19 protein-coding genes are annotated in these 22859 nt (G+C 72.2%); 15 read left to right on the top strand and 4 right to left on the bottom strand.

Annotated elements, in window-relative coordinates:
* Positions 1-59 precede the first annotated feature (59 nt).
* The 9 genes from WMF27_RS39300 (at position 60) to WMF27_RS39340 (ending at position 12051) form a co-directional block, all read left to right on the top strand.
* Positions 60-743, top strand: coding sequence for an RNA polymerase sigma factor (locus WMF27_RS39300; protein WP_437763769.1), 684 nt, complete (start codon positions 60-62; stop codon positions 741-743).
* Complete coding sequence (locus tag WMF27_RS39305; RefSeq protein WP_437763768.1) at positions 740-1912, top strand: tetratricopeptide repeat protein; 1173 nt, start codon at positions 740-742, stop codon at positions 1910-1912. The genes WMF27_RS39300 and WMF27_RS39305 overlap by 4 nt, the downstream gene beginning before the upstream one ends.
* 174 nt (positions 1913-2086) lie before the next feature.
* A complete protein-coding gene (locus WMF27_RS39310; protein ID WP_437763767.1) occupies positions 2087-3073 on the top strand; it encodes a hypothetical protein in 987 nt (328 codons plus the stop codon).
* 61 nt (positions 3074-3134) lie between these two features.
* A complete protein-coding gene (locus WMF27_RS39315; protein WP_437763766.1) occupies positions 3135-4235 on the top strand; it encodes a hypothetical protein in 1101 nt (366 codons plus the stop codon).
* 84 nt (positions 4236-4319) lie between these two features.
* Positions 4320-6386, top strand: coding sequence for a PEP/pyruvate-binding domain-containing protein (locus tag WMF27_RS39320; protein WP_437763765.1), 2067 nt, complete (start codon positions 4320-4322; stop codon positions 6384-6386).
* 145 nt (positions 6387-6531) lie between these two features.
* Positions 6532-7176 carry a DUF4956 domain-containing protein gene (locus WMF27_RS39325; protein WP_437763764.1) on the top strand — a complete coding sequence of 215 codons (645 nt, stop codon included), beginning with the start codon at positions 6532-6534 and terminating at the stop codon, positions 7174-7176.
* A gap of 102 nt (positions 7177-7278) precedes the next feature.
* The gene (locus tag WMF27_RS39330; RefSeq protein ID WP_437763763.1) at positions 7279-9408 is read left to right on the top strand and encodes an HlyD family secretion protein; all 2130 of its coding nucleotides are present in this window, start codon (positions 7279-7281) and stop codon (positions 9406-9408) included.
* On the top strand, positions 9405-10820 hold the full coding sequence (locus WMF27_RS39335) for a TolC family protein (RefSeq protein ID WP_437943436.1): 1416 nt from the start codon (positions 9405-9407) through the stop codon (positions 10818-10820). Before WMF27_RS39330 ends, WMF27_RS39335 begins: the two co-directional genes overlap by 4 nt.
* Positions 10807-12051, top strand: a complete 1245-nt coding sequence (locus WMF27_RS39340; protein ID WP_437763761.1) for a CotH kinase family protein — start codon at positions 10807-10809, stop codon at positions 12049-12051. The genes WMF27_RS39335 and WMF27_RS39340 overlap by 14 nt, the downstream gene beginning before the upstream one ends.
* Before the next feature lie 77 nt (positions 12052-12128).
* Here WMF27_RS39340 and WMF27_RS39345 read toward each other — a convergent pair whose 3' ends face one another.
* From WMF27_RS39345 to WMF27_RS39360, 4 genes are all read right to left on the bottom strand, one after another.
* Positions 12129-12485 (bottom strand): hypothetical protein, encoded by a 357-nt coding sequence (locus WMF27_RS39345; protein WP_437763760.1) that lies wholly within the window; start codon positions 12483-12485, stop codon positions 12129-12131.
* 109 nt (positions 12486-12594) lie between these two features.
* Positions 12595-12843: a hypothetical protein gene (locus WMF27_RS39350; protein WP_437763759.1), complete on the bottom strand. Its 249-nt coding sequence runs from the start codon at positions 12841-12843 to the stop codon at positions 12595-12597.
* 143 nt (positions 12844-12986) lie between these two features.
* Positions 12987-13283: a hypothetical protein gene (locus WMF27_RS39355; RefSeq protein WP_437763758.1), complete on the bottom strand. Its 297-nt coding sequence runs from the start codon at positions 13281-13283 to the stop codon at positions 12987-12989.
* Positions 13284-13529: 246 nt separating this feature from the next.
* On the bottom strand, positions 13530-13811 hold the full coding sequence (locus tag WMF27_RS39360) for an RNA recognition motif domain-containing protein (RefSeq protein ID WP_437943437.1): 282 nt from the start codon (positions 13809-13811) through the stop codon (positions 13530-13532).
* A gap of 519 nt (positions 13812-14330) precedes the next feature.
* Here WMF27_RS39360 and WMF27_RS39365 point away from each other — a divergent pair.
* The 6 genes from WMF27_RS39365 to WMF27_RS39390 all read left to right on the top strand — a co-directional run bounded on the left by WMF27_RS39365 (position 14331) and on the right by WMF27_RS39390 (position 22843).
* Complete coding sequence (locus tag WMF27_RS39365; protein WP_437763756.1) at positions 14331-15011, top strand: methyltransferase domain-containing protein; 681 nt, start codon at positions 14331-14333, stop codon at positions 15009-15011.
* 82 nt (positions 15012-15093) lie between these two features.
* Entirely contained in the window at positions 15094-17340 is a 2247-nt protein-coding gene (locus WMF27_RS39370; RefSeq protein ID WP_437763755.1) for a glycosyltransferase, read from the top strand.
* A 34-nt stretch (positions 17341-17374) separates the two neighbouring features.
* Positions 17375-18769, top strand: a complete 1395-nt coding sequence (locus tag WMF27_RS39375) for a DUF362 domain-containing protein (RefSeq protein ID WP_437763754.1) — start codon at positions 17375-17377, stop codon at positions 18767-18769.
* Between the two features lie 45 nt (positions 18770-18814).
* Positions 18815-18940: a hypothetical protein gene (locus WMF27_RS39380; RefSeq protein WP_437763753.1), complete on the top strand. Its 126-nt coding sequence runs from the start codon at positions 18815-18817 to the stop codon at positions 18938-18940.
* Complete coding sequence (locus WMF27_RS39385) at positions 18940-21468, top strand: PEP/pyruvate-binding domain-containing protein (RefSeq protein WP_437763752.1); 2529 nt, start codon at positions 18940-18942, stop codon at positions 21466-21468. Before WMF27_RS39380 ends, WMF27_RS39385 begins: the two co-directional genes overlap by 1 nt.
* Positions 21461-22843 carry an MFS transporter gene (locus tag WMF27_RS39390; RefSeq protein WP_437763751.1) on the top strand — a complete coding sequence of 461 codons (1383 nt, stop codon included), beginning with the start codon at positions 21461-21463 and terminating at the stop codon, positions 22841-22843. The genes WMF27_RS39385 and WMF27_RS39390 overlap by 8 nt, the downstream gene beginning before the upstream one ends.
* Positions 22844-22859: the final 16 nt, after the last annotated feature.

Below are 22859 nucleotides of genomic sequence, written 5' to 3' on the forward strand. Positions count from 1 at the left end.
ACCCGACACGAAAGGAAAATTGACCCGATTCGGGCCGCGCGTCGCACCAGGTCGAAGCGATGGACGCTGAGCACGCGCGAGCTCTCTCCAGGAGCCTCGGCCCCTTGCCCGAGCCGCTCCTGGCCAGCGCCATGACGCGCCCCGTCCCCGCCCCGCCGCCTGTCCCGCCACCCGCCGTGTCCGCGCCGCCTGACCTCGAACGGATGCGCCACGCCGGCGCGGGGGACCCGGAGGCCCAGGCCTGGCTCATGACGCACGTGATCTCGCGGGTCCGCCGGATCGCGCGGACGTTCCTCCGCAGCGCGGCCGACGCCGACGACGCCGCGCAGCTCGCCCTGCTCGCGATCCTCGAGAGCGCGTCGAGCTACCGCGGCGACGCCGCCGTCGAGGCCTGGGCCAGGCGCGTCGCCGTCCGGACGATCCTCCGGTACGCCAGGCAGCAGCGCAGGGAAGGCGCGCCCGTGGCCCCGGAGAGCGCGATCGACGAGGAGATCGCCCAGGCGCCGCACCAACCCCCGTTCGAGGCCCTCCCGCGCGAGGCGCGCGCGTACCTCGACGAGCTGCCGGAGGCGCAGCGCCATGCGATCCTCCTGCACCACGCGCTCGATTACTCCATCGAGGAGATCGCCGGAATGACCGAGGTCAGCGCCGATACGGTGAAGAGCCGGCTGCGCCTCGGGATCGGCGCGCTCCGCAAGCAGGTGCGACAGGACCTCGCCGTCGGCCGGAAGAGAGCATCATGACAGGGACGCAGAAGTCCGAGTTCGATCTGGACCTCCTGCCCGCGATCCTCGCCGCGGAGGCGCGCGGCGCGCCGATCCGCCCCGAGGACGCGGAGCTCCTCCGCCGCGCCGAGCAGGACGACCCCGAGCTCCGCGGCGAGGCGCCGCTCTGGGCCGCCATCGGCAGGCTCGGCGACGCGCGCGGCGACGGCCGCGAGCTCAGCGACGCCGCCATGCTCCAGCAGGTGCTCGCGCGCGCCCGCCTCGGGCCCGGGGGCGCCCGCGTCGAGCCCCGAGCCGCTCGCCTCGACCCGAGGGGCGCCCGCGCCGAGGCCGCGCCCGAGAGCACGGCGCGGCTGCGCGCGGCGCCTCGGCCGATGCTGCGGCGCGGGATCGCCGGGTCGCTCGCGGGCGTCGCCGTCGCGGCGACGCTCCTGGCCGCGCTCGCGGCGGAGCTGTTCGACGGGCCCGCGCAGGCGCCGGCGCCGAGCGGGGGCGAGACGCTCGATCCGAGCGGCGCGCGGCGCACGGTCCTGAGCCTCCCGACGCTTTCGGTGCCGCAAGCGCCTCCGCCAGGCGCCGGCGCGCCCGCAGGCGAGGCCTCGCCTGGCGCCGGGGAGCCCTCGCCAGGCGCCGGCGCGCCCTCGCCAGGCGCCGGGGAGCCCGCCGACGAGCCGCCGCCCGGCGTGAGCGCGCCCGCCGCCGAACCCTCGCCCGGCGCCGGCGAGCTCGCGACCGCCGGCGCCGCCGGCGCCGCCGGGGCCCGGGATCGCGCGCAGCAGCCGCCCAGGCCGCGCGCGGAGGAGCCCGCGGCGGGCCCGCAAGCGCTGCTCCTGCGCGCGCAGTCCCAGCTCGGCCAGGGGAAGAGCGCCGAGGCGAACGCCTCCTACCGCGCCCTGCTCGCGCAGTACCCGGCGAGCCCCGAGGCGCGGGCGGCCCTGGTGTCGCTCGGGCAGATCGCGCTCCACCAGGGCAAGGCGGCGGAGGCGCTCGGCTATTTCGATCGCTACCTCGCCGGCGCCGGCGGCCCCCTCGCCGCGGAAGCCCGGGTCGGCCGGGTGCAGAGCCTGCGCCGGCTCGGGCGGGCGGCCGACGAGCGCGCGGCCATCGCCGATTTCCTCGCGCGTCACGGCGAGAGCGTCCACGCGCCGCGGCTGCGCGCGCGCCTGTCCGAGCTCGGCGGCGGCTGAGCGCAGGGGCCTGACGCCGGATCGCCGGCGTCCGCGCGGTGGGGCTTCTTCAAAAAAGATTGACCCCTGATCCCGTCGCATCGCCACCTGGCCATCGACATGTCGCAAAACCTTTGCCGAATTGAAAAATTCCCCTCACGAGGCGGATGGCGCGCCGGCGTCCTTGGCGGGGTCGTGGCCCTCGTGTCGCTCGCCTGCTCGAGCTCCGGGGGTGGTACCAACGATCCGTCGGGCTCGGGGGGCTCGGCCGGCGGCTCCGGCGGCTCCGGCGGCTCCACAGGGTCGGGCGAACCGACCGGAGACCCCACGAAGCTCGTCGGCGCCTTCCAGGTGCGCTCGTTGCCTGCTGCCGAGCCGGGCGCGGCGGGCAGCACGTCGGTGATCGGGAAGATCTACGACGGCCCCACGCCCTCGCAGCTCATCTGGGAGGTGCAGGCCGAGGAGGGGGGCTGTCAGGTCCTCACGCCGCGCGTCCCGTTCTGCAACGAGCCCTGCGGGGGCAGCGCCGTCTGCGTGGAGGACGACACGTGCCAGCCCTACCCGGCCGCGCACAGCGCCGGCAACGTGACGGTGACCGGCTTGAACCTCGAGTCGGGCGCGGCGTCCCTCGTCATGAACCCCACGGCGAACAACTACCAGCCTCCCGCCGGCGTGAAGCTCCTCTACCCGCCCGTCGACGAGGGCGAGGCGCTCCGCTTCGAGGCGAGCGGCGATTTCTTCAGCGCCTTCACGGTGGAGGCCAAGGGCGTGAGCCCCCTCGATCTCCTGAACGAGACGATAGAGCTCGAGCCCGATCAACCGCTGCAGCTCGAGTGGACCCCGCCGGGGCAGGCCGACATCGCCAGGGTCCACGTGAAGCTCGACATCAGCCATCACGGGGGCACGAAGGGGATGATCGAGTGCAACGTCGATGACACCGGCTCGCTCGATGTCCCGGCATCCCTCGTCAAGCAGCTCCTCGACCTCGGTGTCGCGGGCTTCCCGACGATTATCGTCACGCGCAGGTCCGTGGGCTCCACGACGATCCCGCCCGGCCGGGTCGATCTGGTCGTCTCGTCCCAGATCGAGCAGGCCGTGGTGATCGCGGGGCTCACGTCGTGCAACGACGACTCGCAGTGCCCCGAGGGCCAGACCTGCCAGAGCGATCTCACCTGCAAGTGAGCCTCGCCGATCCGCGGCGCGGCCGACCGTCTAGCTTAACAAGGAAAAGGACACAGAGACCATGACACGCACTTATCGCCCCTTGCTGCTGCCCCTCACCCTCGCGCTGCTCTGCCCCATGGTCGGCTGCTCCAGCTCGGACCCGGAGGTGGGCGGCTCGAGCGACAGCTCGACAAGCACCTCGTCCAGCTCCGGCGGCAACACCTCCTCGTCCAGCTCCGGCGGCAACACCACCTCCTCGTCGTCCAGCGGCAACACCACCTCGTCCAGCTCCGGCGGCAACGCCACCTCCTCGTCGTCCAGCGGCGACCCCACCTCGTCCAGCTCCGGCGGCAACCCCACCTCGTCCAGCTCCGGCGGCGGGACGACCGAGAAATTCAGCTTCTTCGTGACCAGCCTCGTTGCCCTGCAGGAGCTATCGGGCTCCCAGGACGGCTTCGGCGGCGATCTCCGCTTCGGAGAGACGGGCCCCGGCGCCGGGCTCCGCGGCGCGGACAAGATCTGCGCGACCATCGCCGAGAAGAGCCTCCCCGGCGCGGGGAGCAAGCAGTGGCGCGCCTTCCTGAGCGCCGTCGCAGGGGAGGACGGCAAGCAGGTCAACGCGATCGATCGGATCGGCGAGGGTCCCTGGTACGACCGGCTCGGCCGGCTGCTCGCCAACAACAAAGAGGAGCTGCTCAACGACCGCCCCTCCGCGGCCGACCCTGCGATCATCGACGATTTTCCGAACGAGGACGGCGTCCCCAACCACCAGCCCGATCCGAGCCAGCCCGAGGTGGACAACCACGACATGCTGACGGGGACGAACGACAAGGGAGAGCTCTACAGCGCGACCGCGACCTGCAAGGACTGGACGGCCAAGTCGGGCGACACGAGCGAGGGGCGGCCGCGCGTCGGTCACTCGTGGCCCAGGAACTTCGGAGGTGGCGGCTTCCCGACCGGCGGCGGCAGCACCGGCGCCGGCTTCCCGACCGGCGGCGGCAGCACCGGCGCCGGCCCCGGCGGCAACATCAACATGGCCAACTGGATGTCGTCGCTCGACGAGTCGGGGTGCGCGCCGGGCATCAACCTCCTGGAGCAGGGGGGACCGCTACCCGGCGCGGTCACCGTCGGGTCCGGCGGCGGTTACGGCGGGTTCTACTGCTTCGCTCTGACGCCCTGACACCTTGACACCTTGACGCGGGATTGACGCGGGATGACCGGCGCGCGCCGCTGCGCGGTCAGCTTACTTGTCTCAGGAGGAATCATGTACAAAGGCACTCGCATCACGTCGATCGTCACGCTCGCCTTGCTCGCCGCGGCGCTCCCGGGCGCGTGCGGCGGCGGCGGCACGGACGACCCCGGCGTGACCGGAGAGGTCTGCGAACGCAAGAACGCCGATGAATCGACGGAGTTCCTGAAGCGCGTCGGGTGCGCCGCGGACTTCGAGGCGCTCGCGTCGGCGCCCATCGACGCCACCTTGCCCGGCGCGCGGTCGGTCAAGGTCGTGCTGGATCAAGCCGATCAGAACGCGCTGTATTTCCAGAACAGCGTTCTCTACCTGATCCACTACGACTTCGTGTCATCGCACCTCTCCGGCGACGCGCTGCCGCTCGTCCCGCCCCTCGGCGAGTTCAACGCGACCGAGTACTTCACGCCGGATCGCCGCTTCGTCCTCGGCGCGGTGACGCACTACGAGGGGCCCGGCGTGTGGGCCGTCGAGCTCTCCCCCTACGACACCGCGTCCGCGGACATGATCGCCACCCTGTTCAGGGCGGTCAAGGCGGCCTCCTTCTTCGGGTCGAAGCTCGCCTTCCACCCGACGTCGGAGGCCGTCGCGGCCGAGGCGAAGAAGCTCCCCGCCGACATCCCCGTGGTCAGCACCGGCGATCTCTACGCCGGGATCGACTACCAGCCGCTCTCGCTGGGCACGGCGGTGGGCCGGCTCCACTTCGCGAAGGCGGCGGATCTCGACACGGAGTACCTGTCCCACCAGGACATCGTCGTCCTCGACGAGGCGCCCAACGACATCTCGGTCGTCCAGGGGATCATCACCGAGGAGTTCCAGACGCCGCTCTCGCACGTCAACGTGCTCTCCCAGAACCGGCGCACCCCCAACATGGGGCTGCGCAACGCCATGAGCCACCCCGACCTGCTCGCGCTGAAGGACAAGCTCGTCGAGCTCACCGCGGGGCCGTCGTCCTGGAGCGTCCGCGAGGTCACCGAGGCGGAGGCCGAGGCGTTCTGGGAGGCGCACAAACCCACGCCCGTCACGCTCCCCGAGATGGATCTGACGGTCACCGATCTGCGCGACCTCGAGGAGGTGACCCCCGATCCGGCGGAGGGCGAGCCGCTCCGGGACGCGATCAAGAAGGCCGTGCTCGCCTTCGGCGGCAAGTCGGCCCACTACTCCATCCTGGCCAGGATCCCCGAGGTCCCCATCCAGAAGGCCTTCTCGATCCCGATGTACTACTATGACCAGTTCATGAAGCAGAACGGGTTCTACGAGCAGATCGACGCGATGCTCGCCGACCCGAAGTTCGCCACCGACGCCGCGGCCCGCGACAAGCAGCTGAAGGCGCTCCGCGACGCCATGAAGACCGCGCCCGTCGACGCCGAGCTCCAGGAGCTCCTCAGGGCGAAGATCGAGGCGGAGTACGCCGGGCACCCGATCCGCTTCCGCACCAGCACGAACAGCGAGGATCTCGACGGGTTCCCGTGCGCCGGCTGCTACGACTCGAACACCGGCGATCCGACGGACTGGGAGGACGTCCTCGACGCCGTCCGCAAGACGTACGCGAGCGCCTGGAAGCTCCGCACCTTCGACGAGCGCACCTACTACGGCATCGACCACCGGACCATCGGGATGGCCTTGCTCGTGCACCACAACTTCCCGGACGAGGAGGCGAACGGCGTGGCCATCACCAACAACCCGTTCGACACGGCCGGGGTCCAGCCCGCCTTCTACGTCAACGTGCAGTTCGGCGGTGACGTGGAGGTGGTCGCCCCGCCCGCGGGCGTGACGAACGACGCGTTCCTCTACTTCTTCAACCAGCCGAACCAGCCGGTCACCTACCTGACGCACTCGAGCCTCATGCCGGAGGGCCAGACGGTCCTCTCGACGGCGCAGGTCCATCAGCTCGGCGTGGCGCTCGACGCCATCCACGAGCGGTTCTCCCCCGCGTACGGGCCGGCGAGCGGCAACGACGGCTGGTATGCGATGGACGTGGAGTTCAAGTTCGACGACGACGCGAACCCCGGCGAGCCGCCGACGCTCTACATCAAGCAAGCGCGCCCCTACCCTGGCCGCGGGGCCAGCGCCGGGGCGCCGTGACGCGGACGCGCGTGGATCGCGTGGCTGGCGTGGCTGGCGTGGATGGCGTGGATGGCGCCGGGCGCGCGCCGCATCCGGCGATCGCCCCGAGAAAGAGCGGCTCGCCGTGATAGACTGGGTCGGATGGGTCACCCAGGGGAGCGCCATGGACTTCCGCAGTGCGGTCGTGGCGCTCCTGCTGGCGTTCGGGCTCGGCCAGGCGGTCGCGCTCGTCTACATGGCCACGTTTCGCGGGCTCTCCTACTCCCGCTCATCCGTGCACAGCATGGCGATGGGCAGCGTCATCACCTGCATGCTGATGCTCTCCGTGGGCAGCAGCATCGCCGCCGGCATCGGCGTCGCCGTGGGCCTGAGCGCGGTCCGGTTCCGCACGACCATGCGCGATCCCCGCGACATCATGTTCGTCTTCGCCGCGCTCGGCGTCGGCATCGCCTGCGGGCTCCAGGCGGTGGGCGTGGCCCTCGGCGGGACCGCGATCTTCGCCGCCGGAACCCTGCTCCTCCATTTCACCGGCTGGGGCTCGCGACGCCAGCCGGACGGCTTGCTCCGCTTCACCGCGCCCGCCATGCCCGAGGTGGAGGACGCGCTCGCGAAGGTGCTCCGCGCGCACTGCCGGACCTTCTCGCTGGTGACGCTCCGGGAGGCTGCGCAGGGGACCGTGATGGAGCATGCTTACCAGCTCACCATCCTCGCGCCCGAGCTCCGCTCGGCGCTCGTCGCGAAGCTCCAGGCGATCCCGGGCGTGCAGGATGTCTCTCTCATGCTTCAGGAGCCGACGCTGGATCTCTAGCGGCCGAGGTCCATCGCGGAGGATGCCTGTCGATCACGCCCAAGCAGGCCCTCTCGCTTCGTTGACGCAGCCGCCGTCGTCATCACCGCGCAAGGATCATCGATGTACAGCTACCCGCGACTCCGCTCGGCGCTCCAGGACGCCGCCCCCGCGATCACCTTCGTGCTCACGCTCGGAGCCGCCCTGTGGCTCCACGTGGGCAGCGGCCCGCGCGGGCGCGTCTTCGGCTACGCGGAGGCGCTGCCCGAGGTGCTCTCGCCGGTCGAGACCGCCCGGGTGGCCTCCATCGAGGTGACCGTCGGCGAGGAGGTCGAGGCCGGGCAGATCATCGCGACGCTGGACACGTCGGTGATCGACGCCGAGATCGCCGTCGCCAAGGCGGAGAAGACCCAGGTCGAGGCCGATCTGAACATGGAGCGCGCCCTCCTCGAGCAGGAGCTCGACACGAACCGCGAGACGGTCGAGCGCCACCTCGCGGTGCACCGCGAGGAGCAGCGCCGGGCGGTCGCCGAGGCGAAGGTGCTGGACAGCGAGATCTCGCGGATGAAGCAGCTCGTCGAGGACCGGCAGGCGGTCCACGAGGACCTGACGAAGCTCGACCTGGCGCACGCGACGGTCACGGCGATCGCCAGCGAGAAGCCGCGGACGCTGAGCGTCCTCACGGAGCAGCTCAAGGCGACGGAGCGGCGGCGGAACGGCCTGCGGGATCGGACGTCGGGGCTGGCGGCGAAGCTCGACGCCGACGTGCGCGTCGCGGTCGAGAACATCGCGATGCTCGAGCAGCGGCGCGCGAGCTACGTGCTGCGCGCCGCGAACGCGGGGCGCGTCATCTCCATCGACAGGCAGCCCGGCGACGTGGTCCCGGCCGGAATGCCCCTCGTGCAGCTCCTGAGCGCGCGCACGGGCGCGCGCGCGGTCGCCTGCGTCCCCGAGCGCTTCGCCCTCGGCGTCAGCGACGGGGACGCCGCCGAGCTCTACGTCCGGGGCCAGCTCAGCGACCCGATCCCGGGCACGGTCATCGCGGTGGGCCCGCTCGTCTCCCAGCTCCCGCCGCGCTGCTGGCTCACGCCGGAGCTCCCCGCATGGGGCCGCGTGGTCACCATCTCGCTGGACGCGCCGATGGCGCTCGTCCCCGGCCAGGCCTTCGACATCACGTTCGACGCGCGCCGCGGCGCGGCCCCCGCCCAGCCGCCGCCGAAGCCGACCACGACCGCGCCGAAGGCGGGCGCCGCCCCGAAGGCCGGCGCGGTCGCGTCGCAGTCCCCCATCAAGGTGCCCCCGACCCTGGCGAGCCGAACGCGCTTCGAGCCGTCCGGTGTCCTCGCGCGCCCCGGCGAGTCCCGGTACCTCCTCGTCAGCGACGACACGGGCCACGAGCAGAACAACGAGGGCGCGCCGTGGCTCTTCGCGATGTCCGCGGGCGGCGCCATCGCCGCGGATCCGGTGCAGGTGAGCGGCGTCGACGAGCTGAGCGACGTCGAGGGGATCGCGGCCGGCGACGCGGGCGAGATCTACCTCCTGTCGTCGCAGAGCTACAGCAAGAAGGGGAAGCGCAAGTCGGAGCGGACCGCGCTCCTCCGCCTCCGCCAGGACGGCCAGGGCTTCCGCGTCGACGGCGGGATCCACCTGGCCGAGGTCCTCGACGCGAACCCGGCGCGCGCCGCGGCGCTCGGCCTCCACGACGGGACGCGGGCGCTCGACATCGAGGGCCTCGCCTTCCGGCAGGGCGCCCTGTACCTCGGGCTGAAGGCGCCGCTCGACGCGCAGGGCAACGCGATGATCTGGCGGGTCGGCTCCCCGAGCGCGCTGTTCGGCGGCCTCCCCGGCGAACAGCGGGCCGCGGCGGTCGAGGCCGCGAGCGCGAAGAAGAAGCATCGGATCACGGCCGAGGCGGCGCGCTTCGACGCGGCCCGCGTCTCGCTGTGGGCGCGCGCGCGCGTCGACGTGGAGCTCGCCGGGAAGCCCACGCCGGGCGGCATCTCGGAGCTCGTGTTCATGCCGGACGGCGCGCTCGCCGTGACGTCCACGCCGTCGACGGCGGACGGCGACGCCGGCGCGCTGTGGCGGGTGGATCGCCCCGAGGGCGGCGTCCTCTCGCCGCGCCTCGTCCAGCGGTTCCCGGGGCTCAAGCCCGAGGGGATCACGCCGTCGCTCACGCCGGGCTCGCTGACGATCGTGTTCGACGCCGGCAGCGCCACGCCCTCGTTCGAGGAGCTCCCGTGGGGCCCGTGAGCCAGCGCCGCCGCCTCGCGGCAATCCCCGTCATGTGGCTCTGCGCGGCCCTCTCGGGCTGCTATTCCTCGCCGAGGCCGGCGGCGTCCGACCGCGCGATCGCCCTCTACCGCGAGGGCCGCGCGCCCGCCGGCGCGACGGCGCTCCGCCACGCGGGCCCGGGCGCGTCCAGCGCGGGGCCGCTCGCGATGACCGTGGAGGACGCCATCGCCTGGGCGAGGGACCACAGCGCCGAGCTCGCCGCGCAGAACGCCCGCGCCGAGGCGGCCGCGGCGCAGGTCGACGCGGAGGACCACTTCGACAACCCGGAGCTCCGCATCACGAACATCGAGCTCGAGCGCATCATCGAGCGCGAGCCGAGGGTGAGCACCGCGCTCCGCTTCCCGGTGGCCCGTCCGGGCGAGGTCGACGCGAACGTCGCGGCCGCGCGCGCGGACGAGGCCAAGGAGCTCGCCGAGGCGCGCGAGATCGAGATCGCCCTCGAGGCCGACATCCGGTCGCTGTTCGACGAGGTGCTCCTCTTCGACGCCGAGATCGCGGCCGCCGACGCGGTGGCCGAGGCGCGCCGGTCGCTCGCCACCTGGATGAAGGGGCAGCTCGCGGCCGCGCGGACGACGGCGGTGGACGAGGCGGTGACGGAGCTCACCGCCGTCGACGCGGAGCAGGACGGCGTGGATCTGCGCGCGCAGCGGAGCGCGGCGCTCGCGGCGCTCCTCTCGCGCGTGGGGCTCGATCCTGCGGTGCCCGTGCGCCTCCTCGGCGCGCCGAAGAGCGCGTGGCCTCCCCCGGAGCTCCCCACGGAGCAGGAGGCCGTCGAGCTCGCGCTCAGGCGCCGGCCCGAGATCGAGCTCGCGGCCGCGCAGGGCGACGCGGCGGACGCGACGCTCCACGCCGAGCGCGCCGCGCGGTGGCCCTGGCTCTCCTTCGTCGAGGTCGGCTACGACTTCCGGCCCGAGAGCGTGCTCGGCCTCGGGTGGACGTTCGGGCTCGCCATCGAGCTGCCGGTGTTCGACACGCACCGCCCGGCCGTCGTCGCGGCGGACGCGGCGCGCAAGGCGGAGCAGCGCTCGCTCGGCGCCGCGGTCGAGCTCGTGACACGCGAGGTGCGGACGAGCCTGGCCGAGGCCCAGGCCACCCGGGCCCTCGTGACCGAGCTACGGCGCCGGATGACCCCTGCCGCCGAGCGCGCGGGCGTCGAGGCGCAGCGGGCGATGGAGGGCCGCAGCGTCGACGTGGGGCGGGTGCTCGAGGTCGACGAGCGCCGCGTGCGCCTGGAGCTCCGGCTGCTGCGCTTCGTGCGCCGTTACTGGACCGCGGTCGGCGAGCTCCGGCACGCGGTCGGCGGCCGGCTCCCCGCCGAGGCGGGCGCCCACCGCCGGAAGACGGAGAGCGGGCGAGATGCTCAACCGTAAGCCGGGAACGAGGAGATCCGTTCATGCGCTCGCGCTCGTCGCGGCGAGCCAGGGCGGCTGCGTGCCCCTCGACCCGGGCAGCGACGTGGTCTTCGATCGGACGGCGCTGCACGAGATCGCGATCACCATCGACGAGGCCCACCTGGGGCAGCTCCGCACGGACCTCGACGAGCGCGTCCCGTGCACCATCGTCTACGACGGCGACGTCGTCAGCGGCGCTGGCATCCGGCAGAAGGGCAACTCGGCCGTGGATCTGTCCGAGAAGCCGAGCTTCAGCGTCAAGTTCGACGAGTTCGATGAAGAGGCGAACCTGCACGGGCTCAAGAAGCTCCTGCTGAACAACTCCAAGCAGGACCCGAGCCTCCTTCGCGAGCAGATCGGCGAGGTTCTGCACGACCGCGCCGGCGTGCCCGCGGCGCGCACCGCGCACGCGGTGGTGAGCGTCAACGGCGTGGACAGGGGGATCTACGTCGTCACCGAGGCCATCGACAAGCGGTTCCTGCGGCGGCACTTCGGCGAGGTGAACGACGAGGGCGCGCTCTACGAGGGCCCGTGCTGCGGCGACTTCGCCGAGGACATCGACGCCGTGGAGCTCGACGGCGGCGATGACGGCGGCGGGGCAGAGCTCCGCTCTCTCGCCGCCGCCATCCAGGACGCGCCGGACGAGCAGCTCGCCGCGGAGGTGAGCGAGCGCCTCGACCTGAGTCGGTTCCTCACGACCTACGCCCTCGAGGCGCTGCTCGGCCACTGGGACGGCTACGCCTACCGGGCGAACAACTACTATCTGTACGAGAACCCGGCCGACGGGCGCTTCGTGTTCATCCCCCACGGGATGGACCGCATCCTCGACGACCCGCATTTCGACACCGAGACGGAGCCCGTCGCCGTGCTCCCGCGCCGGATCCGCGAGATCCCGGCGCTCGACGAGCGGTATCGCGCCGAGCTCACGCGCGTCGTGAGCGCGGCGTGGGACGAGGGCGCCGTGCTCGCGGCCATCGATCAGGCGGAGCAGGTGCTCGGCAAGGCCAGCGCCGGCGACGCGACGCGCGGTGACCTGAGCGAGTTCAAGGCGCACGTGGGCGCCCTGCGCAGCGACCTGAAGCTACGCCGCACGCTGGTCGATCCGGCGATCGTCTGCGGCGACGGCGACGTCGCGGGGCTCGAGACGTGCGATGACGGCAACACGGCGGCTGGCGACGGGTGCAGCGCGAGGTGCCGCGTCGAGCCTTGATGGCAGGCGAGCTCGACCCTCAGCGCTGCAGCCGCGCTGAACCAGGTCCTCGGAGCGGCATCCGAGCGCGACAGCGCTCAAACACTACCGCTCACCTTCGCGGTGCGGGTGCTGCCGTCGACCGATGACTCGATCGTATACAGCGCTCCATGGAAGGAGATGCTCCCGTCCTCGCTCAAGCTTCCGCCGCGCAGCACGTTGGCGGCGCTCTCGTAGAGGAGAAAGGGCGCGAGGCCGACGGGCAGCTCGCTCGCGAGCGTCCAGGTGCCCTCCGCGCCGCCAGAGGCGATCACGAGGTACTGCTGAGCGCCGGACGCGTCGACGAGCACGCCGAGCGTCGAGCCGCTCCGGTCGCGGGACGTCGCGCGGAAGTTGAGGTGAGCAGCGGTGGCGAGCAAGGTGGCGGAGGGGACGGGCTTCTGGGAGGTAGACATGGCTGTATTGCGCGACTCGGTTGCTAGCTCGGGGACAAATTCAAGATTCCGTGTCGTACCAGAGATGGATGCTGTCCTCGCTTCTGGCCTCCACGGTCCAGCCTCTCACTCACGGACCGAACCCGTCGATCGAGCTCTTTGGCTGCCAGAAGAGCCCATCGTACTTCCGGGGAGATCCCGAGCGGTCCAGCCGCTGGAACGTCTCGCCCAGCTTGAGGTTCCGCTGGCGGTCGCGATCGAACGGGCCGTGCGAGCCGTCCGCCGGCTCGTACAGGGCCTCGCTCCTCCCGTGCACCTGGAAGCGCCAGCAGAGCCTCTGTTCCACGCCATCCACGACCCGCGATAAACACGCTTTCATGGCGACCACTTTCCTTGCGCTCAGCCGCACGGACGCGGAAGGCACGCCGGGCGCGCGCTTCCGCATGTGCTTGCAGGAGCTGCCTCGAGCGGCGCTTTACGGCCTTGCCTGTCGCTCGAGCCCAACGGGTCCAGGCGGCATCGCTATCGATTTCGCTGCGCGAGCGTCCAACTTCGCCGCGCGAGCGTCATTCTGTACCAGAAAACGAGCCGCGGCACCATGATAATATAGAGGCCGATCTCGCCGATGCGGGGCTTTTTCACGATCCTGCGCTTCAGGCACCAGCGGCCAGAGACGACTGTGGCCCCCTCGGCAGGCGCGGCCGCGGGCTCCAGGCGGGCGACCTGATAGGCCGGGTCGACCTCGAACCAGCGCACCGCGAAGCTCGGGCTCATCGAGGACTCGTGGCGGTCGTTCGGGGAGAGCTCGCCGAGCGTCACGCTATCGAGGGCCAGCGTGTCGCGCGAGCCGTCGTCGTCGCTGAAGCTCCAGTCGGCCGTGGCGGTGGCCGCACGAGCTCACGATGGCGCCGCGCAGCGGCCCCATGGTCCCGTGGCCCTCTCGCCTGGCGCGGCGCTGGCGCGGCGCTCGCGCGCACCGGCGCGCGGCTCGGGCGTCTCGAAGACAAAATAAACGCGGCGGGCCTACATGACCCGCCGCGATGTTCCGGCGCGACGAAGGAGCGATCAGTAACGACCGCGACCGCCGCCGCCACCTGCCGGACGCTCCTGCGCCTCGTTCACCTTGAGCGAGCGCCCATCGAGCATCATGCCGTTGAGCTGCGAGATGGCGTTGTTCGCCGCCTGGGCCGAGCCCATCGTGACGAACGCAAACCCGCGCGGCTGGCCGGTCTCCCGATCGGTCGGCATCGAGACCTCGCGGACCTCGCCGCTGCCAGCGAACGCGGCCTCGAGCGACTCGCGGGTGGTGCTGTAGGAGAGATTGCCGACGTAGAGACGATTACCCATGACACGTTACTTTCACGGCTTGCAGCTGCGCTCGTGAGCGCTCTTCGCCTGCCATTCGATGAAGCCGTCGCGGATCGAACGGGGACGTGCCGCGCAGCGAACCTGCGCAGGCACACGGTGCGTCGTCCAGTCATCCGCGCGAGCAACGATCTCCCTCGCGTCGAGGAGAGAGAGAACGCATCGTGTCGAGAGCCAGTGACGTCGTGAGGGGCCCAAGCTACTCCCTTGTGGCGCCATCAGCAAGAAGTGTCTCGGCAATCTTCTCTCTTTCTTTCCGCCCGTAGCGGCAACCAGCGCGCGATCACGGGATGGGCGCGTGATGCGTCCGGGGGCGCTCAGCAGCGTCTGCCGGCGGGCGAGCTCGATCCGCGCCGCGCAGCATCGTCAGCGGCCTCTCACGCGACCAGGGAGCCGCCGCCGACCGGACGTTCACGGCGGAGGATGACCGCGCGGTCCCATCGCCGGGCGCGGGGCCGCCGCCGGGGTGAGGCTCCGCCGCACCCGTGCTATGGGGCCGCCATGCCGAACACAGCCGGCGACATCGACGTGGAGGCGCTGAACGACCGCCTCGCGCGGGAGCACCCGATCGACGACTACTACGACCGCGCCCCGCTGCCAATCCGGCTCATCGAGCGCGAGCGGCTCGCCATCATCCGCGGCATGCTGGGCGACTGCGCCGGCCTCGACCTCGCGGAGGTCGGCTCGGGCGGCGGGCACGTGCTCCGGATGTTCCCGCGGGCCCGCATCACGGCGATCGACGTCTCGGACGTCTTCCTCGACACCGCCCGCAAGAACCTCGCGGGCTACGACGCCCGCTTCCTCAAGGGCGAGGTCGACAGGCTCGACCTCCCCGCCGCGAGCTTCGATCGCGTCGTCTGCACCGAGGTCCTGGAGCACACCGTGGATCCCGCCGCCGTCCTCGGGGCCATCGCGCGCCTCTTGCGCCCCGGCGGCGTGGCCGCGATCACGGTGCCGAACGACCCGCTCATCGGGCGGCTGAAGGGCATCGTCCGCCGCACGCCCGTCGGCTACCTCCTGCGGGATCGCATCCACTGGGGCGGCGACGCCTACCACCTGCACCAGTGGACCCCCGACGAGTTCGGCCGCCTCCTCGACCGCCATTTCCGCGTGACCGAGCGCCGCGCGGCGCCGCACGGCGCGCTGCCGATCCGCGCGTGCTTCCGCTGCGTCCCCCGGTGAACGCTCCCGCGCGCCCGGGCCGCGGGGCGCGCCCCTCGCCCTGCTGCGGTGTCTCCTTCAAGGCAAGATAGGCGAACACACCATGTCCGAACCCCGAACCGAGCTCGCTCCGGAGGCGCCGATCGAGCTCTCCGTCCTCGTGCCCTGCCTCAACGAGGAGCTGAACATCCCCGAGCTCACCGACCGCATCCTCGGCGTCTTCCGCGAGGGAGCGCTCACGGGCGAGCTCATCCTCGTCGACGACGGCTCGACCGACGGCACCGCCACGACGATCCGCGCGCTCATGGCCGCGCACCCGGGGCTCGTCGTGGGGTGCTTCCACCCGCAGAACCGCGGCATCACGGCGGCGTGGCGCACCGGCGCCGCCGCCGCGCGCGGCAAGCTCGTCGCCACCATCGACGCCGATCTCCAGTACCAGCCCGAGGACCTCCTGCGCCTCCGGCGCGAGCTCTACGAGCACAGCGTCGATGTCGTCCAGGGCTGGCGGAGCGCCGTCGGGCGCCGCAGGGACCGCCGGTACCACCTGAGCCGCGGGTTCAACACGCTGCTGAACACCACCTTCGGGATGTCGCTCCAGGACAACAAGAGCGGCTTCGTGATGTGCGCTCGCGAGGTGTTCCAGGATCTCCTGACGTACAAGGGCAGCTATTTTTACTGGCAGTCCTTCGTCCTGGTCGCCGCCCACGCCAAGGGCTACTCGTACAAGCAGGTCGAGACGCTGTTCGAGCAGCGCCGGCAGGGTGTCTCCTTCCTCGACGGGGCCGCGGCGCGCGCCGTAGTCAAGTCGTTCTACGACCTGGGCAAGGCGAGCTGGGAATACCGCGTGAGCCGGAAGCCGGCGGACATCGCCACGCAGTACCTCCGCCGCAACCCGGTGGTCGACCGCTCGCCGGAGCGCGACCCGCTCTCCACGGCGAGGTGGCGCGCGTACCTGGCCGCGTTCAACCACACCCACTGGATGATCACGCGCGACGTCGAGCACTACTACGAGACGCTGCGCAGGACGCAGTGGCTCACGCCGTCGCAGACCCGCGAGCTCCAGGACGAGAAGCTCAGGCGGCTGCTCCGCCACTGCTACCGCAACGTGCCCTACTACCGCGCTCGCATGCAGGAGCTCAAGCTCCGGCCCGAGGACGTCCGCGGCCAGCAGGACCTCCACAAGCTGCCGTTCCTCACCAAGGCGGATATCCGGCGCCACCTCTACTTCGACATCATGTCGGAGAACCACGACAAGGCGCAGGTCCTCAAGATCACGACGAGCGGCTCCACCGGCGAGCCCTTCGTCTGCTACGCGGACCGGGCTCAGCTCGAGTTCCGCTGGGCGGCGACGCTCCGGGCGCAGGAGTGGACGGGCTACCGCTTCGGCGACCCCACGGTGCGGCTCTGGCACCAGACGATCGGCATGACGAAGTGGCAGGCGGCCCGCGAGCGCGCGGACGCCGTCCTGTCGAACCGGACGTTCATCCCCATCTTCGAGCTGTCCGACGACAACCTGGGCGAGACGATCGCGAGGATCGCCGGCGCGCGGCCGGTGCTCATGGATGGCTACGCCGAGGCGCTCGATTTCCTGGCCCATTACGTCAAGAGCACAGGAAAGGTCGCGGCCCGGCCGCGCGCGATCATGTCGAGCGCGCAGACGCTGCCGCTGCCGAGCCGCCGGCTCATCGAGGAGGCGTTCGGCTGCAAGGTCTTCGACAAGTACGGCAGCCGCGAGTTCTCGGGCATCGCGTACGAGTGCGACGCGCACGAGGGCCACCACGTGGTGGCCGAGGGCTACATCGTCGAGGTCCTGCGCGACGGGCGCCCCGCCGAGCCGGGGGAGATCGGAGAGGTCGTGATCACCGATCTCAACAACTTCTGCATGCCGTTCGTCCGCTACCGCATCGGCGATCTCGCCGAGGCGATGTCCCCGTCCGCGCCGTGCCCCTGCGGCCGCGGGGCGCCGCGCGTCGGCCGCATCGAGGGGCGCGTCCAGTCCATCATCCGCGGGACGGACGGGCGCTATCTGCCCGGCACGTTCTTCGCGCACTACCTCAAGGAGTTCGATTACGCGATCAAGCGCTTCCAGGTGGTGCAGGCGGAGCGCGACGCCATCACCTTCCGCGTGGTCAAGGGGGGCCGGTTCTCGCAGCAGGTCCTGGACGAGGTGCTCGCGACGTTCCGCCGTCACCTCGGCGAGCGGATGCGCATCGACGTCGAGTTCGCCGACGACATCGCGCTCGTCCGCACGGGCAAGCACCTCGCGAGCGTCTCGCGCCTCAACGTCGATTTCCAGCGCGCCGCGCCGGCGGAGATCCTCTCGTCCGGCCTGAGCGGCCCGGGCGCTTGACCGGGGGCTGCCGATGACAGCGACGAGCCGCCGCGTGGTGACGGTCTCTCGGCCTGGCGTGAGCTACGGGGGCAGCGCGCCCTATGGCCCGCCGAGCCCGGTCTACGAGGCCGTCGAGGCGCTCTTCCGCCGGCTCGGCCTCGACGCGGCCCGCGCCGGCACACCCGCGTGGAACCCGCTCGGCGACCTGATCGCGCCGGGGGACCGCGTCGTCGTCAAGCCGAACCTCGTCTCCTCGAAGAACCTCCACCAGAAGATCACGGGCGAGCGGCTCGCCGCCTCCAGCACGCACGGCTCGCTGCTCCGGCCCGTGCTCGACTACGCGCTCCGCGCGGCCGGCCCGCGCGGGAGCGTGCGTGTCGTCGACTCCCCTGTCGAGGGCTGCGAGATCGAGAAGGTCGCCGGCCCGCTCGGCATCTTCGACGTCATCGATCACCTCAGGGCCCAGGGGCATGACGTCGATTTTATCGACCTGCGGTATTTCCGGATCGCGCCGGTGTTCGCGCTCGACGACGTGCGCCGCTTCGGCCGCTCCTGGAACCTCGGCCTGCTCCTCCGCCGCCGCCTGCCCGGCGACCCGCGGGGCTACCGGGTCGTCGATCTGGGCTCGAGCAGCTTCTTCGCCGGCGCGGGCGCCCCGCGCAGCGCCGCACTCCGCTTCCACCGGAGCCATTACGCGACGCCGGTGCCGCACCACACCGGGCAACGGCACGAGTACAGCATTCCCCAGACGCTCCTCGACGCGGATGTCGTCATCAACCTCCCCAAGCTGAAGACGCACAAGAAGACGGGTATCACGCTCTCGCTGAAGAGCGTGATCGGCCTGACGAACGAGAAGTACTGGCTCCCGCACTTCACCGAGGGTGATCCATCGGTCGGCGGCGACGAGTTCGATCGGCCTCAGGGTCTCGGAGACGCGGTGGAGAACAAGCTCAGCCGGTTCCCGCTCCCCGGCGATCACTCGCTCGTCGCGCGCGCGCCGCGGCTCGGGGCGCCGCCGAAGGTCATCGATGGCAGCTGGGAGGGGAACAACACGCTCTGGCGGACGATCCTGGATCTCAACCGCATCCTGTTCTTCGCGGACCGCGGCGGCGCGCTGCGCGGGGAGCCGCAGCGGCGGTACCTGACGATCGTGGACGGCATCGTCGCGGGCGAGGGCGAAGGGCCGCTCGGGGCGACGCCCGTGCGCGCAGGGCTCCTGCTCGGCGGGTTCGATCCGGGCCTCGTCGACGCGATCGCCTCGCGGGTGATGGGCTTCGATCCGGCGCGAATACCGCTCGTGCGGGAGTCGCTGGGTGGAATATTGCTCCCTGGCAGTCACCTCGACGAGGTCGAGCACATCATCGACGGGCCCGCGCCGACCCACCGGTTCAAGCCGCCGCGGAGCTGGCCGTCGCTGCTGCCGGGCGTGGCAGGCGCACCGGCGTGACGGGGCCGCGCGTCACGGTCGCTCCGCCGCGGGCACGAGCGTCCGGTGAATCGCGTCGATCGCGAACGTGATGTAGGCCTGGCCCTCGGACCGATCGAACCTTTGGTTCGAGAGGGGCTGGTGGAACGGCCGGAAGTGCAGCAGCCTTTCTTCGCCGAAGGAGATGCCTGATGCTTGTTCATCGCTTGAGCCAGCTATCCCGAGCCGACCTCGCCAGGGCGGGCGGCAAGGGCGCCAACCTCGGTGAGCTGATGCAGCTCGGGCTGGCCGTGCCGCCCGGGTTCGTGGTGAGCGCTGACGCGTACGCGGAGCAGGCGCGCGCATGGGGGCTCGCCGAGCGCCTCTCGGCGCACCTCGCCGCGAGCCGCTGGGAGGCGGCGGCCTCGGAAGCCGCGGAGCTCTTCGAACGGGGCGCGATGCTGCCCGGGATGGAGAGCGCGGTCCGAGACGCGTACCGCGAGCTCGGCGCACCGCCGGTCGCGGTTCGCTCCTCGGCGACGGCGGAGGACCTCGCCGACGCCTCGTTCGCGGGCCAGCACGAGACGTACCTCGACGTGGCGGGAGAGGACGGGCTGCTCCTCGCGCTGCGGCGGTGCTGGGCGTCCCTCTGGAGCCCGAGGGCCCTCGGCTACCGGGCGGCGCGGGGCATCGATCACCTGGGGGTCAACATCGCCGTGGTGGTGCAGCGCATGGTCCCGGCCGAGTTCGCCGGCGTCCTGTTCACCGTCGACCCGGTGGCCCAGCGCGCCGACCGCATGCTCCTGGAGGTCGCCCCGGGCCTCGGCGAGGCCGTGGTGTCAGGACACACGACCGGCGACGTGTACCGCCTGCGGCGCGCGCCGTTCGCCGGGGCCGCGGCGCCCGGCCCGGACCAGCCGAACGGGGCCGCGGGCCCCGGGACGAACGACCTCGCGATCGACGACCGCGACCGCCGGGAGGCCGGCCGTCCCGCGCCGAGCGACGCGCTGGTGCTCGATCTGGGCCGCATCGGGCTCCGCCTCGAGGCCCACTTCGGCTGCCCGCAGGACGTGGAGTTCGCCTTCGCCGGGGGCTCCATTCACCTCCTCCAGTCGCGCCCGATCACCACGCTCGGCACGGCCGAGATCGAGCCCCTCCCTCCGCCCCCGCGGCTCAACCGCATGCAGCGAAGGATGCTCGAGGCCAACGACAACGACCGGTTCCCCGTCGCCCCCAGGCCGCTCGATCAATGGGGCTTCCGGGCGACGCTCCCCGCGCTCGTGCGCATGGTGCGCTTCCTGGGGCTCGACGTGGACGAGGCCGAGGAGCGCGCGTGGGTCGACCAGGTGTGGCGCCCGATCTTCGTCCCACCGCGGGCGCGACCCACCCTCCGGTTGCTCCGGCTGCCGCAGAAGGTCGCGGCCAGCCTGCGCGACGACGCGATGGCGTGGTGGGAGGGCGACGGGTTCAAGCGGCTCCAGGAGGCCTGCGCGCCGGTCGATCTCCGCGCGCTGGACGACGCCGCGCTCCTCCGCCGCGCCGACCGGATCACGGAGACAACGACCGCGGTCCTGGGCGAGCGGTTCGAGAGGAGCGCCAGCCAGCTTGCCGCGATCGCCCTCCGCGTCCCGATCGCCCTCGCCGTGGGACCGAAGCGGACAGCGACCGTCATGCGCGACCTCGTCTCGGGCCTGCGCACCCGGACGTCCGACGTGAACCTCGCGCTCTTCCACCTCGCGCGCAGGGCGGTGAGCGCCGGGCCTGAGGTCGCCGGCGCGATCCGGGCGGGGCGCCCGGAGGCCCTCCGCGGATCGGAGGCCGGCCGGGCCTACCTGGCCGAGGTCGACGCGTTCCTGGACGAGCATGGGCACCGGGAGAGCACCGGTTTGTACCTCTCGGCGCCGACGTGGCGGCAGGATCCCGCGCCGCTGTGGGGGCTCCTTCGCGGCCTGCTCGACGTCGCCGAGCCGCCGTCCGAGGAGGCCGGGCTCGCGCGTTACCGGGCGGCGCTCGAGGAGGTCACCCGCGCGCTTCGCCTCGTGCCCGGTCTTCCCGACGCGTTCCGCCGCACCCTCGAGCGGCTGCGGAGCGCGATCGTGTTCCGGGAGCGCACGCACTTCGATCTGGTGCGCTCGTTCTCCGCGCTGCAGGCGATCGTCGCCGAGATCGCGCGTCGCCTCTGCGAGCGCGGGCGCCTGCCGCGCCCCGACGACGTCTTCTACCTGACGGAAGCCGAGCTCCGGGGGTGGCTGGAGGGGCCGGCGCCGCCGCTCGACGAGGTGGAGCGGCTCGTTCGACGGCGGCGCGCGACGTACGGGGTGGTCAACGCGGAGTGGCAGAAGCGGTCGTTCGGGGCGGGCGCGGCAGGCGCCTCGGGCGACGAGCTCCGCGGCATCGGCGCGTCGTCCGGGGTGGTCCGCGGCAAGGCGCGCATCGTGCGGGACGAGCGGGAGTTCGAGCGGCTGAAGGCGGGGGAGATCCTGGTCTGCCGCTACACGAACCCCGCGTGGACGCCGCTCTTCACGCTGGCCGCGGGCGTCGTGACGAACGTCGGCGGCGCGGCCTCCCACGCGGCCATCGTCGCGCGCGAGTACGGGATCCCGGCGGTGCTGGGGGCCGCCGGGGCGACCGAGCGCATCACGGATGGCCAGGAGATCCTCGTGGACGGGACGGAGGGCCGGGTGGCGCTCCTGCGCCGGGGCGACCGTCAGGACGGCGCGGGCGAGCTCGCCCGTGCCTGAGCCTTCGTCGCGCCTGCCGGTGCGGCTCCTCGCCGCCGTCGCCCTCTCCACGGCGCTCGCGCCGCTCAACTCCACGATGGTCGCCGTGGCGCTGCCGGAGATGTCGCGCACGCTTCGCGTCGACTCCGGCGCGCTCCGGCAGGCGCTCGTGACGAGCTACCTGCTCACGAACATCGTCCTGCAGAGCCCCGGTGGGAAGCTCGGAGATCGCCTCGGCCACCGGCGCGCGCTCGGGCTGGGCCAGCTCCTCCTGGCGGTCGGGGCCGCGCTCGCCTACCTCTGGCCGGTGCTCCCGGTGCTCGCGGTGTCGCGCGTCGTGATGGCCGCGGGCGGCGCGATCGTGGTCCCGAGCGCGACGGCCATGCTCCGCACGGAGCTGCCGCCCGAGGTGCGCGGGCGCGCCTTCGGCGCCTTCGGGGCGGTGATGGGGCTGTCGGCGGGCACCGGACCGACGATCGGGGCGCTGCTCGTGGGGACCTTCGGGTGGACGTCGATCTTCCTCGCGAACGTCCCGGTGCTGCTCCTCTCCGCCGCGCTCGCGCACATCGGCGCGCCGCCGCGCCCCGCGGCCGTGACGCCCGCCGCGCCGCGACCGCGGTTCGACGTCGTGGGCTCGGTGCTGCTGGGTGGGTCGCTCATCGGGCTCGTCCTTGGCCTGGAGTCCGCGCACCTCCGCTGGGCCGCGGTGCTCGGCGCGCTGGGCCTCGTGCCCTTCGTGCTCTGGGAGCGGCGCGCGGCGGACCCCGTCATCGACTTCTCCCTGTTCAGGCGGCGCGCGTTCGTCGGCGGCAGCCTGCTCATCGCGCTCCAGAACTTCGCCATGTACGCGACGATCTTCGAGCTGCCGCAGGTGGCGGGGCGGCTGTTCCACGTCGGGCCGCGCGACGTCGGCACGACGCTGCTGGCCATGATGGGGACGATGGTCGTCGTCTCGCCCCTCGCGGGGCGCGGCTCCGATCGCTTCGGGCCGCGCGCGCTGGCGCTCGCCGGCTGCTCGCTCGCCCTGGCCGGCATGCTCCTGCTCGCGGTGCGGCCTCTGGGCGCGCTCACGGACGCGATCCCCGCGCTCGTGATGCTCGGCGCCGGCCTCGGCCTGACGTCCCCGCCGGCGCAGTCCGCGGCGATGAGCGACGTCCCGCGCGAGAAGAGCGGAATGGCCGCGGGCCTCACGTCGACGATGCGCTACATGGGGGGCATCGCCGGCCTCACCGTGCTCGGCCTCGTCCTCACCGACCGCCCGGCGGTCGATGTGGTGAACCGCGAGCACACGATGGCCACGTCCATCTTCGGCGCGGCGCTGCTCCTGACGATCGGCTGCGCCTTCCTCCTCCCCGGCCGCGCCGCCGCGCCGGCGGCAGCCGCGGGATCACGGTAGAGCGTCTCACGAGGAG

The organism is Sorangium sp. So ce281 (genome assembly GCF_051527395.1).
Taxonomy (GTDB): domain Bacteria; phylum Myxococcota_A; class Polyangia; order Polyangiales; family Polyangiaceae; genus Sorangium; species Sorangium cellulosum_B.